This window comes from Slackia heliotrinireducens DSM 20476 (assembly GCF_000023885.1).
Taxonomy (GTDB): Bacteria; Actinomycetota; Coriobacteriia; order Coriobacteriales; family Eggerthellaceae; genus Slackia; species Slackia heliotrinireducens.
Genome location: NC_013165.1, coordinates 301,094 through 315,553, shown reverse-complemented (window position 1 = coordinate 315,553; position 14,460 = coordinate 301,094). Strand labels below are relative to the sequence as shown.

General features: G+C 59.2%; 11 protein-coding genes. 4 read left to right on the top strand and 7 right to left on the bottom strand.

The features are described 5' to 3' along the window. Nucleotides 1–86: 86 nt before the first annotated feature. Nucleotides 87–1,505 carry an alanine/glycine:cation symporter family protein gene (locus SHEL_RS01265; RefSeq protein ID WP_012797436.1) on the bottom strand — a complete coding sequence of 473 codons (1,419 nt, stop codon included), beginning with the start codon at nucleotides 1,503–1,505 and terminating at the stop codon, nucleotides 87–89. A 367-nt stretch (nucleotides 1,506–1,872) separates the two neighbouring features. On the opposite strand from SHEL_RS01265, the gene SHEL_RS01260 reads away from it, so the two are divergent. Continuing rightward, on the top strand, nucleotides 1,873–3,093 hold the full coding sequence (locus SHEL_RS01260) for a putative ABC transporter permease (RefSeq protein WP_012797435.1): 1,221 nt from the start codon (nucleotides 1,873–1,875) through the stop codon (nucleotides 3,091–3,093). Between the two features lie 180 nt (nucleotides 3,094–3,273). Continuing rightward, the gene (pckA, locus tag SHEL_RS01255; protein ID WP_012797434.1) at nucleotides 3,274–4,890 is read left to right on the top strand and encodes a phosphoenolpyruvate carboxykinase (ATP); all 1,617 of its coding nucleotides are present in this window, start codon (nucleotides 3,274–3,276) and stop codon (nucleotides 4,888–4,890) included. Nucleotides 4,891–5,104: 214 nt separating this feature from the next. Here the strand turns inward: pckA and SHEL_RS01250 are convergent, their stop codons facing one another. The 5 genes from SHEL_RS01250 to SHEL_RS01230 all read right to left on the bottom strand — a co-directional run bounded on the left by SHEL_RS01250 (nucleotide 5,105) and on the right by SHEL_RS01230 (nucleotide 11,929). Next, complete coding sequence (locus tag SHEL_RS01250; RefSeq protein WP_012797433.1) at nucleotides 5,105–6,364, bottom strand: IS256 family transposase; 1,260 nt, start codon at nucleotides 6,362–6,364, stop codon at nucleotides 5,105–5,107. 452 nt (nucleotides 6,365–6,816) lie between these two features. Then, nucleotides 6,817–7,017, bottom strand: a complete 201-nt coding sequence (locus tag SHEL_RS01245) for a hypothetical protein (RefSeq protein WP_012797432.1) — start codon at nucleotides 7,015–7,017, stop codon at nucleotides 6,817–6,819. Nucleotides 7,018–7,259: 242 nt separating this feature from the next. Next, entirely contained in the window at nucleotides 7,260–8,393 is a 1,134-nt protein-coding gene (locus SHEL_RS14110; protein ID WP_012797431.1) for a PspC-like choline-binding domain-containing protein, read from the bottom strand. Between the two features lie 876 nt (nucleotides 8,394–9,269). Further along, nucleotides 9,270–10,853, bottom strand: coding sequence for an FAD-dependent oxidoreductase (locus SHEL_RS01235; RefSeq protein WP_012797430.1), 1,584 nt, complete (start codon nucleotides 10,851–10,853; stop codon nucleotides 9,270–9,272). A 146-nt stretch (nucleotides 10,854–10,999) separates the two neighbouring features. Continuing rightward, nucleotides 11,000–11,929, bottom strand: coding sequence for a MarR family winged helix-turn-helix transcriptional regulator (locus SHEL_RS01230; protein WP_012797429.1), 930 nt, complete (start codon nucleotides 11,927–11,929; stop codon nucleotides 11,000–11,002). 185 nt (nucleotides 11,930–12,114) lie between these two features. Between SHEL_RS01230 and SHEL_RS01225 the strand changes: the two genes are divergently transcribed. Continuing rightward, nucleotides 12,115–12,540 (top strand): DODA-type extradiol aromatic ring-opening family dioxygenase, encoded by a 426-nt coding sequence (locus SHEL_RS01225; RefSeq protein ID WP_012797428.1) that lies wholly within the window; start codon nucleotides 12,115–12,117, stop codon nucleotides 12,538–12,540. Between the two features lie 252 nt (nucleotides 12,541–12,792). Here SHEL_RS01225 and SHEL_RS01220 read toward each other — a convergent pair whose 3' ends face one another. Next, nucleotides 12,793–13,533, bottom strand: coding sequence for a hypothetical protein (locus SHEL_RS01220; RefSeq protein WP_041422433.1), 741 nt, complete (start codon nucleotides 13,531–13,533; stop codon nucleotides 12,793–12,795). Nucleotides 13,534–13,883: 350 nt separating this feature from the next. On the opposite strand from SHEL_RS01220, the gene SHEL_RS01215 reads away from it, so the two are divergent. Beyond that, entirely contained in the window at nucleotides 13,884–14,324 is a 441-nt protein-coding gene (locus tag SHEL_RS01215) for a hypothetical protein (RefSeq protein ID WP_012797426.1), read from the top strand. Nucleotides 14,325–14,460: the final 136 nt, after the last annotated feature.

Sequence of the window (14,460 nt, the reverse complement as noted above, 5' to 3'; positions counted from 1 at the left end):
TTCTCTAGAATTCCTAATTGAGGACGACGGTCGCCGCGCTGCCCGTCGACGGGCCCGGACACTGGCTTTGGCCCACAGCCCCACGGTTACTTGGTATACACCTTCGGGATGTCATCCAGGCACTCGTCGTCCAGGTGGCCGTCGTAGACGTAATGTTTCGTCTCGCGCGCCACCAGGCCCGACAGTGCCAGCGTCACGATGATGTTCGGGATGGCCATAAACGCGTTGCCGATGTCGCTGACCAGCCACACCACATCGCCCACGCCGATGGCCCCGAGGAACGAAATGAGCACGTAAATCACCTGGTAGGGCCGCACGGCACGATGGCCGAACAGGTAGGTGGCGCAGCGGCTGCCGTAATAGCTCCAACCCAGGATGGTGGAATACGAGAACGCAACCATGCCCAGCACCAGGATGGGCGTGCCGATGACCGGTATCTTCGAGAACGCGATGGACGACAGCTGCGCGCCCGTGAACAGAGTCGGGTTCGCCAGAATCATTTCCTGGATTTCAGGGTACGCCAGCATGGTGGAAACCAGCACGATGCCCGTTAACAGGCAGATGACCACCGTGGACCAGAACGCGCCGGTCATGGCCACCAGCGCCTGCTGCGCCGGGTTGCGGGTCTGCGCAGCCGCCGCGATGATCGGCGCCGAGCCCAGCCCGCTCTCGTTGCTGAACAGGCCGCGGGCGCATCCGAACTGCAGCGCCACCACAACGCCGCTGCCCACGGCGCCGCCGAACGCAGCCCTCGAAGTGAACGCGCAACGGAGGATCTCCCACAGCGCCGGCAGCAGGTACTGCCAATTCATGCACAGGATGATGATGCAGCCCGCCGCATAGCCCACGGCCATAACGGGCACCAGCCGCTCGCACACGGTAGAGATCTTCTTCACGCCGCCAAGGATGACGGCACCCGACATCACCACGATGATGATGCCGATGACCCAGGCGGGCACGTCCACGTTCGACGTGATGATGCCCGTCATGGCGCTCGCCTGCACGGCGCTGCCCGTGCCGATGGCGGCGACGGCCGCAAACACCGCAAACAGCACAGCCATGACCTTCGCCCAGATGGGAGTCTTGCCGTCCTTCTTGAAAGCGCGTTCCCAGGCGTACATGGCGCCGCCGAGCATCTCTTCGTTATGGTCCTTCACGCGGTATTTGAGCGAAACGAACACCTCGGCGTATTTCGTGGCGATGCCGAAGATGCCCGCGATCCACATCCAGAACACGGCGCCGGGCCCGCCAGCGATGATTGCCGTAGCCACGCCGACAATGGAGCCTGTGCCGATGGTTGCCGCCAGCGCGGTGGAAAGCGCGCCGAAGTTCGAGATGTCGCCTTCCGCTCCCTTGTCCTTCTTCCACGACAGGCGGATTGCCTGGGGCAGACGCCTCTGAATGAATCCGAGGCGGAACGTCAGGAACACGTGCGACCCCAAAAGGAGCGCGATCATCGCAGGGCCCCACACGAACCCGTCGATGGCGGAAAGCAACTCAAACATAGAACAGGTGACTCCTCAGTACAAACAACGTAAAGCGATCCAGCGCCAAACCTCGTTCGCCTGGTGCGTCGGAGGCACGCCGCTGAATCGCTCGGGAAAGTGTATCAATATCGGCACGGCATAGCCGACACACTGCACAAGTCGTACATTTCATATGCGGGAATTCACATGATTTATCGACATATGGAAGCGACCGGCCCGAGATTCCAACGGCGCACCAGGCCCGTCGTGTCTTACCTGTTATCTCGCCTTTGCTATATTGATATTTTCTGTTGCGCATCGCCATCATGCGCCTAAACTATTGCTGGGACAAAGGAGACAGTCACCTTTGTCCCATTTTCGAGGTCGCAAGAAAGGATCCGTCAACATGGCAGAACCGAACGGAACGCTGGACATTATCGAAAACGTCCGCGACGAGGAGCCTGAAAAGCTTTCGCTGTTCGTGCGCATCTACGGCGCGCTGTCCATCGTCGCAGGTGGCCTGCAGGTGCTTTCGTTCGTGCTTGCGATACTCACACTGGTCGGCTTCTTCGGCCGAGTCGATTTGTCGGAGCTGGAATATCAGACCACCACGGCGCTTGTCATCACCTTGGTTTCGACCGTGCTTTCCGTCGCGGCGGCCGTCCTGTTCGTCGTTTTAGGCGTACGGCTCATTCGCGGCAACCGGCGTCGGGCGGCCCTTATCGCCAACGTGCTGATCACGATCGAAGCGCTCATCATGGTATGCAACTACATGATGACCGGCATGTCCTCCCAGATGATTGCGCCGGGCATCAACATGGTCATCCTGATCGCCATCCAATCCTACTGCGACCCGGCCCTTCTGGAAGAACGTCGGCTGCAGCGTAAGCTTCTGGCCCTCAACCGCAAGGCCGAGGCCGAAGACGGCACGCTGGGCCGCGACACCACCGGACGCGGCTACATCACGCTGAACTTCTTCAACATCTTCTGGGTGTTTGTGGTCTGCTGCTTTTTGGGGCTGGTCGTCGAGGTCATCTACCACATGACGGTAGTGGATTTCGGGGTTTACCAGGACCGCGCCGGCCTTCTGTACGGCCCCTTCAGCCCCATCTACGGTGTCGGCGCCGTGCTCATGACCGTGGCGCTCAACCGCTTCTATAACAGAAACCCCTTCATCATCTTCGTGGTGAGCGGCATTATCGGCGGTGCCTTCGAGTTCTTCGTCAGTTGGTTCATGCAGGTGTCCTTCGGCATTGTGGCCTGGGATTATTCCGGCACGTTCCTCAATATCGACGGCCGTACCAACTTCATGTTCATGTGCATGTGGGGCGCGCTCGGCCTGGCGTGGGTGCGCTTCGCCCTGCCCATCATGCTCAAGATCGTGAACAAGATCCCGTGGAACTGGCGCTACAGCGTGACTATGGTATGCACGGTGCTGATGACGATCGACTGCGTGCTTACACTGGCATCCTTCGACAGCTGGTACCAGCGCGAGGCCGGCACCATGGATTACGAAGACACCCCCGCCATTGTCGAATTCTGCAACGAGCACTACGACAACGACTTCATGACCAGCCGTTTCCAGACCATGATTATGAACCCCGACAACGCCTCCCGCGCGAGATAGCCCAGCCCCGTGTGTCAGTAGGGACGTTTCCTACTGACACACTTTTGTGCCACTGGGGACACATGGAGGCCTTCCTTGGGACAAAGCGGCCTCCCCTTTGTTCCTTTCACCCTCAGTAGCGGGACAAAAGGCTCCGTCCCCACCGTCCCGCCCCAGAATTCAGAAAGACGACGATTTGCCATGACTAAACTCGATCTGACCCGATACGGCATAACCAATGCCTCCGAAATCATCCACAACCCGTCCTACGATTTCCTTCGTGACGAAGAGCTGCGAAGCGACCTTTCCGGTTACGAGAAAGGCCAGCTCACCTGCATGGACGCCGTCAACGTCATGACCGGTGTGTACACGGGGCGCTCGCCGAAGGACAAATACCTGGTCGCAGACGAGAATTCCCGCAACACCGTATGGTGGACCTCCGACGATTTCGAAAATGACAACCATCCCATGAGCCCCGCCGTGTGGGACGCCGTCAAGCGCCGCGCGCTGGAACAGCTCTCCGGCAAGCGCCTGTTCGTGATGGACGCCTTCTGCGGCGCCGACGAAGACACCCGCATGGCCGTGCGCTTCATCGTCGAGGTGGCGTGGCAGGCGCATTTCGTGAAGAACATGTTCATCCAGCCCACCCCCGCCGAACAGGCCGTATTCGAACCGGACTTCGTGGTGTACGCCGCATCCAAGGCGAAGGTCGACGACTACCGCGAGCTGGGCCTGCATTCCGAAACGTGCGTGGCATTCAACATCACCAGCCGCGAGCAGGTCATCCTGAACACCTGGTATGGCGGCGAGATGAAAAAGGGCATGTTCTCGATGATGAACTATTACCTGCCGCTGCGGGGCATCGCCGCCATGCACTGCTCCGCCAACACCGATCTGAACGGCGAAAACACCGCCATCTTCTTCGGGCTTTCCGGCACGGGCAAAACCACGCTGTCCACCGACCCGAAACGCCTGCTCATCGGCGACGACGAGCACGGCTGGGACGACAACGGCGTGTTCAATTTCGAGGGCGGATGCTATGCCAAAGTCATCGACCTGGACCAGGAGTCCGAACCCGATATTTACAACGCCATCAGGCGAAACGCCCTGATGGAAAACGTCACCGTGGACGCGAGCGGCCGCGTCGACTTCGCGGACAAATCCGTCACCGAGAACACCCGCGTTTCCTACCCCATCGACCACATCGAAAACAACGTCAAGAAGGTGCGCCCGATTTCCGCCGGACCCGACGCGAACACGGTGGTCTTCTTGTCCGCGGACGCCTTCGGCGTGCTGCCTCCCGTGTCGATCCTCACGGATGACCAGGCCAAATACTACTTCCTGTCAGGATTCACGGCGAAGCTGGCCGGCACCGAGCGCGGCATCGACACGCCCACGCCCACCTTTTCGGCGTGCTTCGGCCAGGCGTTTTTGGAACTGCATCCCACGAAATACGCCGATGAGCTGGTACGCAAGATGGACAAGGCCGGCGCGCGGGCGTTTTTGGTTAACACCGGCTGGAACGGCACGGGCAAGCGCATCTCGATCAAAGACACCCGCGGCATCATCGACGCGTGCCTGAACGGCGACGTGCTGAGCGCTCCGTCGAAGGTCATCCCCATCTTCGGGCTGGAGGTTCCCACAGAACTGCCCGGTGTGGACAGCGCAATCTTGGACCCGCGCGACACCTATGCCGAAGCCGCCGAATGGGACGCCAAGGCCCGCAACCTGGCGAAGCTCTTCGTCGAGAACTTCAAGAAGTACGAAGGCACCCCAGCCGGACGCGCCCTTGCCTCCTCAGGTCCCGACCCTGAATAACCGCTGGTCAGGCGCAGGCTATCGCAGGAATCAACCTGCTGGCGCCCATCAAACCGCACCTGCAAACCGCAGGGCGCAAGGAGCTGCTCCTTGCGCCCTGCATAGGTAGTGCGCCGATTGTTGGTGTCACGACTGCGTTTGCGAGGTGCGGGCTTTAGCCCGCCCGAGCAAACGCAGCATCACCCGGAACCGGTTACATCCTACACCATCCGCATCACGCAGCCCTTCCCAGTTTTTCCTCTATTGCCGTCATGACTCGGACCCTGGCGAGCTCGACCACGTCTTCGGGGATCGGGGAGCGATCGGGCTCGGACCGGCGGACGTCCTTGAGCGACGCCGCGTCGATGAAGTTCATCTCGAGCCACTCCTCGTTGACGTCGATGAGCACGGACCCCACGAGCCGCATCATGGACTCGACCGACGGGAAGACCCCGACGACCTTGGTCCTGCGCTTTATCTCCTCGTTGGCGCGCTCCTGCACGTTGTTGGTGCGCAGCCTCACGTGGTGCTCGTAGGGGAAGTCGAGGTAGGCCAGCGCGTCGGGCTCCGCGTCCTCCAGCAGCTCGCCCGCATGCGGCTTGAGCGCGGCTATGCGCTCGGTCGCCTGGCGGTACGCCGCCCGGACGAGCTGGGGGTCGCGCTCGGCGAACACCGCCTTCATCGCCGCCGTGGCGACGGCCTTGTCCTCCCTCTTCGAGAACCAGCCGGCCACGTTGCGCTCGAGGTGCACGATGCAGCGCTGCCACGCGGCGCCCTGGAAGACCTCCGCGATCGCCTGCACGAGCCCCTCGTGGTCGTCCGAGACGACGCACCTGACGCCGGTCACGCCCCGCTTGCGCAGGCCGCGCAGGAACGCCTTCCACGACACGGCCGACTCCGTGTCGACCACGCCGAAGCCGACGAAGCGGCGCGAGCCGTCGTCGCCGCAGCCTATGGCCGTGACGACGCCCTTGGACTGCACATGGCCCTCGTCGCGGCAGCTGAGGTAGGTGGCGTCCAGCCACAGGTAGGGGAACTCGACGCCGTCGAAGCGCTCCGCGTTGAGCGCGGCGACCTCCTCGTCGAGGTCGGAGGTCATGCGCGAGACGCGCGAGGGGCTCAGGGACGCGAACTCCAGCGCGTCTGCGGCCTTCTCGATCTTGCGGGTCGACAGCCCCCGCACGTAGACCTCCTTCACGACCGCGATCATGGCGCGGTCCACGCGCGAGTAGGGCCTTATCAGCTCGCTTGGGAAGTACGTCCCCTCGCGCAGCTTCGGTATGCGCAGCGTGATCTCGCCGAGCACGGTGACGAGCTTGCGCTCGCGATAGCCGTTGCGGCGGTTGCCCTCTCCGCACAGCTCGTCGGCCTGCCAGTCCATGATCTGGTTGACCGTCGCCTCCAGCTGGACCCTCGCGAGCTCGACGAGGTCTATCGTTCCGTCCTCCCTGAACGGGAGGTTTTTCAAAGCTTCCTTTTCCTGTAGAGTGTCCATGGTGGCCGTTGCCTTTCTCTCGAATCGTTCGTTTCTGCAAAAACCGATTCTAGGCAATGGCCGCTCCTATCTCAAAGCGGCCCGTGACACCAACTTTCGGCACGCGATCCCCTGCATATGCGAGATACCGCATAAATGTCGGCAAATCGGTGACTTTTTGCACCAGATTTGAAGTTGTGCATTGGGAAGCCGCATTTAGAACGCTTTTTGGAAGTCGCGACCTGGCCAAACGTTAAGCGTCAGGCAAGACAAACTGCGAAAGTCGGCTTTTTACAATGCACAACATGCGTTTTGCTGCAAAAAATGAGGAATTCGCCAACGCAATAGGCACGTTCCGCCTTCACGCCAGATAGTAAACCGATGGGACAAAGGGGACTGTCCCCCTTGTCCCACATAAAAAGGGCGGCCCTGACGGGACCGCCCTCACTCGTAAAACTAACTGCGCCGGGATGCTACTTGATGTTGAAGCCCAGAGCCTTTGCCTGCTCGAGATACTTCGGCAGTTCGTCCAAGGAGATGGCTACATCATGCTTCTTGCAGAACGAGATGAACTCCATGGCGGAAACCTTGCCGTCAGCAAGGATCTTCGCAATTTCATTCTGCAGATCCTTATCGGTTTCGTACTGCTTAACGAGCTCTTCTACAGTTGCCATAGGCGTACCTCCTTTTGACGTGGATTAACGTGACAACCAAAAAAATACCACCCTGGCATGCGGTTTTCAAGATTATTCACGCATCAAAATATCTATGCTTATGCAATAGTCACGCTTGTGCCCCATCGGTCACATTTTCACCCGCAGATGCCGAATGTGCCGAACGCAACCTACCGCTTCCCGATGCAAAAAGGCCCGCAGCGTGAATGCTGCAGGCCTTGTCGTATCCGATGCGCGTCGCCCTACTTCGTCTTGCCCTTGACCCATTTGCCGTCGGCGCCCACGTAGTAGTTGCCGATCCATGTATTGGTGGCCATAGCACCTGAACTGGTCAGATAGTAGTTGCCTACCCATTTGTTGGCCTGCATCACGCCGCTGCTGTTGAAGTAATACCACTTCGAGCCGACCTGGTACCAGCCGGTGACCATGGCGCCGGAGCTCTTCAGGTAGTACCAATTGCTACCGGATTTCAGCCAACCGGTCTTCATGACACCCGACTTGTTGAAGTAATACCACTTGCCGCCGATCTTCGACCATCCGGTCAGCATGCCCTTGTTGTAATCGATGTAATACCAGTTGGAGTCAATCCGCAGCCAATCGTATTGCACGACGCCCGTCGGCCAATCGAAGTAGAACCATTTACCGCCGATCTTCGACCATCTGAACTGCATGGCGCCGTTGCTCGCGAAATAGATATCGCCGCCTTCGAGGATCATGTAGTCGTTACCTGAGTAGTTGAGGGTCTGCCACCCCGTAACCATATACCCGGCATCGTTGAAGTAGTAGATCTTCCCGTTTTCGGAAGCGAATATGCCGCAGGCCCACCCGCTGGTATCATACCGATACCACCAGCCCTTGGAATTCTTCAGCCATTTGCCATTCTCTAGTTCTATCGCGTCCCAAGGATACGTTCCGGTGGGAATGACGTAGAAATAACCTTCATAGCTGGCGCCCTCATAGGAGCCGAGGCCGATGACCCTGTAATACACGTCGCCAGGACCCAGGTCCATCGAGTACTCAACCTCGAAGTCTTTCCCGTTTACGAGCTCCTCGCCACCAGGGCCCTCGACAGAGATGATGGGAGTCTCCGGATTTCCCGTAAAGTAGAAGGGACCTCCCTCCACGTAGAAGCTGCATCCGTCAAACGTGTTCGAAAGGGGCTGCACGGCATCGTCCGCTTCATCGGCGGCGGCCTCCTGGGCAACGACCGCCTCGTCGGCCTCTTCGACGGCGTTTTGCTCGACGAGGCCCTGCTCAGACGCAACAATGTCGTCGGCCGCCACCTCCTGTTCGACGGCCTCTTCGGCATAGGCGAAACCCGTTGCGCACGCAAGTGCAATCGCTGCTGTAAAGGGCAGCATAATCAGTCGTTTCATAGCAACCTCCCTACGAATCGAGCCATCGACGACACGTTGATTATGTTGTTCTCATTGCGTCAATACCTATCTTCATTATGGCATCAAACAGGCGTTTTTCGGTTGCATCCGCCTTCGGGCGCGAGGGTTTGGGACATGTGGCTCAAAGCCGCAAGGCCGAATACCCTGCTTGCCGCGGCGCCCCGCGACGGTCCTGGTTTCGCGGCGCTGCGCCTTATGTTTATTGACGTTTTTTGCTATATGACTAACCAACATTGTCGGTACTCATCTCATCAAGTGACAATGTCTTGCCGAGATACCTATTTGCAACGTTACAGGCAGCTCCCAAAACACTTGCCTAGAAAAGGACCCGCCGCGCATGGCTTCGAGCCAACGCTCGAAGCATCCACGTTTAATAAAAGACATACTCGAGCTACGATGCCATTCTCGACCATTTCTCAGGTGACCGTCATGCTCATCGTTGCTGTACATGCCACTTCCCTCCTACCGTTAATACCTCCTTCCATCAGATGCGACCAGAAGAAGGGCGTCCAGGACACTGTCGATATATATTGCCAAGTCACACCCTGTATTGCCGAAACCGCACCAAAGAACTAGCTTGTTGGGAAAGCCTCGAACCTGAAAGGGATTCCTACTCGGGCCTCCTCTCGTGTGGGGAATCCGCATAATCCGATTAGGCGCTCCTTATAGCACACCCTATGCGCAGGAGCGGTCGGAAACAAGTTGCTGTCAGAGCAAGCCCCGCAAAAGACCGGATAATGCATTGTCAGCTTGGCTTCCATGCTGCTTTTCACAGGCGTAAACGGCGGCGCCCCCAGGTTTTCCCAGGGGCGCCGCCGTCTTGGAGGGGATGGGCGTTTCGTTTTCCGAGTGCCGCTACAGACCGGCGATGTAATCGCGAGCCGCATTTGCCGCATTGCGGCCCGAATTCACGTTGTTGCCCACGGCCGTGCCTGGCATGTTCTGCGTGTACACGTTGCGCCACAGCATGGCCCCGTCAAGACCGACCGCATACAGACCGGGAATGGGATTCATGTCTTCGTCGAGCGCCTCGGCGCGGATGTTGGTAGTGATGCCGCCGTCTACCACCACGATGTTGTTCACAATTTTGGCGATATAGAATGGTGCTTTGGCAATAGGCGCCAGGAATGCGGCATCTTTACCCAGGTCGGTGTCAGCACCCGCAGCAACGAGCTCGTTGTAACGATCCACCGTCGCCTGCAGCACGTCGGCATCGAGCCCGAAATGATCGGCCAGCTCGGCAACGCTGCCAGCCGAGAACACGCTTTCGGGATCGGACCCAGCTACAGCCGCATCAAGAATCTCCTGGTCATGGTCGTCCAGACCCAGCGCGTCGATGTAGGCCTGATCGAAGATCGCGTAATTCTCCTTGTTGCCCAGGCATGCGGTCGCATTCGCGGCCATGTTGAACACCATAGCGATGGACTCGTCGCAGAAGCGGTGTGCATCCTGGTCTACCCACAGGGCGCCACCCAGCGCAACCAAGCCGTTTCCGCCGTTCAGAGGGCTGTTGTACGGCACCGTATCGTCGTTGCCGAACGCGCGCACGCCCTGGAACGACTGAATGGCCGCGTTCGCCAGGAAGCTCTTCACGCCGACCTCGCGTGCCATGCGGTAGCCGTCACCTTCGACGCTAGGCGAACAGACGACCATCATCTCGTCGACCTTTTCCTGCGTCCACCCCGTTTCCTTCAGGTACTCGGGATTCGCGCCAATGCCGCCCGACGCCAGAATGACCGCCTTGGCCTTGATCTGATACTCGCCCTCGGGCCCTTCGACCACCACGCCGGCAATAGCCCCATCGGCCATGACGAGCTGCTTCGCCGGAGAATTGAAACGGAATTCGACGCCATAACCTTCGGCTGCAGCCTGCATGGGCGGAACATAGCCCACGGCGCCCACGTTGTCCTTCCACCAATGCATGGTGTTGAACAGTCCCACGTGGTAGTTGTCGACCACGCCGCTGAAGCCGACGCCCTTTTCCTGCAGCCAGGCCACGTTGTCGGCCGACTTGCTCACCAGGTCGAGCCACAGGGCCCCGCTGCTGCGCCACTGAGATTCGCTCAGCTCGGTGTGAACGATGTCGCTGGGGTTGATCTGAATGCCTTGCTCTTGCTGGAAGCTCGAGTTCACGGCGAAAATTCCTTCGGTTCCCACGCCATTGCCGCCGGCGGCACCGCCCTTTTCCAGCACGATGACGCTGTTGCCGTTTTCAGCGGCCTGCACGCACGCAGCCAGACCTGAAATGCCGGCACCGACGACGACCACGTCCACCTCTTCGGCGTTCGGGTCCAGCTCCACAGCGGGGGCCGACGGCGCCTCGTCCTGTGCAGACTCGGCATTGCCGGAAGGCGCGCACGACGCAAGCCCCATGGCGGCAAGCGCGGCAACGGCAGACCCGGCCACGAATTTACGACGGTTCATCTCAAACGTTCCCATAATTCCCTCCTTTATCGGATTGGCTCGTTGCCGCGCATGATACGAGGGAATTTTAGTTATAGCTATTTCATCGTATCGAAACTGTTATCGCAGTTCATATTGCGTATTTACAAATATCTAGATTGAAAGTAGTTACAGTTATATGCCTATTCTGACGCCGTTGTGCGCATATTGCTGTACATGCGCATATACCAGGCGTCAAGCACAATGGCGTCGGTTTCCGACAGTCCTACATGTCCCGCGCGCGTCACCTCGTCCAACCGAGTACGCAGCTCGGCGACCATTCGCGCGCTCTCTGCCGTGCATCGCACGACGGTCCTGCGGCCGTCGAACGGGTCGGGGCGGCACTGCAGCAAACCCGATTCCTCAAGACGGCTTTTATATATGCTCAGCCCGCTTTTTTGCAGCTGCAGCCCTTCGGCCACCTCGCCCAGTGTCATGCCCTCCCGCGAGGACACCAGGTCGAGAATGCGGAATTCGTCGAACGATAGAGGCGAATGGCGCCGCAAGCACGCCTTCCAGCGATCCACCAGCACATGCCATTCCACAAAATGGCCCGATGGGAACAGGTATTCACGGCTGTCGATCGACGCCGTGCCAGGAGCCGTGGCGCCGAAGCCCGGTACGTCGTGACCGCGCAGCACACGCGTGGCGGAATCGATGTCGCTGAAACGAGCGAACTCGTCCATGGGAAGCGATGCCAGAAACGTGTTCGCCAGCATGTCCGACACGTCGCGCGACGCCTTTCGCACCAAGCCGACACCTTCGTCCGTGAGCGTGCATTCCATGAAACGATTGTCATTCGGACGTCCGGTCTTCGCCACAAGCCCATCGTCTTCCAAGGCAAGAAGCAACGACAGCACGGTGTTCTTGCTCAGCATCAAATAGTCCGCAAGCTCGGCGACCGCGGCAGGACGCTGGGCTTCCAAAAGGCACAACAGTATGGTGAACGCATTGTAGCGAAGGCCGAAATGCACGCGGAGAAACCTCGATGACCGCTTGAAATGCTCGTAGATAACGGTGGACATCTGCATTGAAAACAGCATCGCCGGCCCACGTTTTTGCTCGTTCGCCATCGCTCGCACCTCCCTTCGCTAGTCTGTAGTTTACCCCGAACCAGTGCACCGAATCACGTAATGTTCGGCCTTTCCCACCTGCTTGGACGACACTTCGGCTCACCCCCTGGGCTCCGGGGGCTGCGCACAGCTCCGCATCGTGATAAGCAGAAAGCATGCAATCGTGCCGAACGAAGGAGGCCGTTATGCCCATCGTTGCAGCGTACGCCGTGCCCCACCCGCCGCTGATCATCCCTTCCGTCGGATGCGGCCAAGAGGCGGGCATCCAGGGCACCATCGACGCATATCACCAGGTGGCAGTCCACATTGCCGAGACTGCACCCGATACGGTCATCGTATCCAGCCCGCACGCGCCGGCATATCGCGACGGGTTCGCAATCTGCCAGATGGAGCGGTTGGAAGGCAACATGCGGCAGTTCCGGTCGCCCGAACGCATTGAGTGCAACGTCGACGTTCAGCTGGCGCAAGCCATTGAGGCCGCGGCCATCGATGCCAGCATCTCCGTATACGGCAGCGCATGGCGAAACGCACCCATGGACCACGCCACGTTCATCCCTCTGTACTTCCTCCGTGCAACGAGAATCCGATTTCGTGCGCACTTGAGGGGATAATCTGCGCGATTCGGCCCTTCTTCGGCCCTTGGACGGATCGTCCGATTTCCGCGACCTGGGATTATGTCGAGAGGAGCAGCGACAACCCCATGAAAAACTGCCTTCGAGGGGCCGCTTTCGGCAGATTATCCCCTCAAGTGCACAGATTTTCGGATTCCCGTTGCACACCACGGCTCACGACGAGCAAACCCGCCGGTTTTCGCCATATTGGTTTTACATATATACTAATGCGTCAATAAACGCGCGAGACCACTACCAGTCGTAGGCGTTGTAAGAGTCATCCGACCCCAGAAGCCCCATCAGGTCGCCTCGTTTATCGGAGCAGCCCGGCAGAAACGCCAGGTATTGCAGGTCCCGCTTGTGCCTGTGGTCCGCATACAGGTCCACGTTGCCCTTGCCTTCGAAATGCCTGCGCACAGCTTCGGCCATGTTGTCCGAGGCGCCCACGTACACTTCGTCATAACGAAAACCGCCTTTGCCAGGCTTAAAGGGGTTGGACAGCAGGAACACCGCGTAGCATCCGGGCGTTTCCAGCGGGTTCACCGATGGACCTAGCGAAGCGTACGCCTCGTCGAACTCGGCTGCAGTCATCTTTATTGCGGCGCCGATCACCGCCATAGCTTGCTCGGCCTTTGCGGCTTCGGCCTTCTTCTCCTGGCGCTTCTCCTTGGCATCGGCCATGCGCTGCTTGGCGGCGTCGCCTACCTTGGCTCCCTTGTCCTTCGCACGGGCCGCCGCGATGCCAGCCTTGCCGACAGCGATCACGCCCGCGCCCTTGGCAGCCACCGCCGCGCCGCGAGCAACCTTGCCCGCTCCTTGGATGGCCTGCTTGCGGAGCCTCGGATTTTCCGCAACCTCTTTGGCGACCTTGCCAGCCAAAGCCCTGACCTGCGGATTCTTTGCTGCTTTCTTGACGACGCCAACAGCTTTAGGCCCATATTTGATTGCACCTGCCGCAGCGATTTTAACAACCTTACCCTTAGCCCCAGCCATGGCACCCTCCTCGTCCGTCTTTAGCAGCGCCATTGTACGCTTCAAGCGCGCGCTCGAAAACGGTTTACTCAAGCAACGTGAAGATGTTGCTCGACGAAACCAATGGCACCGGAAAGCTCGCCCATGGCATATGGTCGACAACCTCGCCATGACGGCACAGCAATCTGCTACGTGCGCTGGACGCCTTCGCAGCGGAGCGCCGTTTGCCGCCAACATATCCTAATATGAATTCAGATACATAACCCTTCCTGATATGGACGGGGTTTTTCCGTATACTGGTATCTAGTTCGACCCATGTACTGCAACCAAAGCAGCAGCCGCTGCGCCCGCCCCCGACGAAGGAGCCTCCGATGATGGCAACTGCCGACAGCACATCCCTGAACGACGTCAAATACGCAATCGCAAAAGCGTGGGTGGCCCTCTGGGACATCAAAAACGACATCCGCTGGGAAGTTTCGCCCGACACCCAGCACAGCGAAGAGTCGCTCGTCCACCAGACGTACCTGGACTACGCGCAGTCCGGCATGAACGCGCTGCACGAAATCCGCGACAAGGCCGGCATCTTCGCCAGCGAAGACGAGTTCAAGCAGTACACCGACCAGTTTATCGCCGAGCGCGCCGACAATAAGGAATGGACCGTCGGCCCCGACAGGGAAAACATCCGTATGCAGTCTTTCAACGAGGCCGTCGACGCCGTGTCGCGCTGCCCCGAGATCGCGGACCCCGACCCCATCATCTCCAAGCTGAAGTGGACCAAGACCGCCTATCTGGAAGCTGCCACCATCATCTAGCGATCGTAACGCATCGTATTGAATAAATTTGAGAAAGCCCTGACCGCAGGGCTTGTATGGTTGTGTCCTAACTCGCGCAAACCGATGCGCAGCGGGGCTTGGCCACCCAGGATGCGTCCATGCGCCAACTTATTGG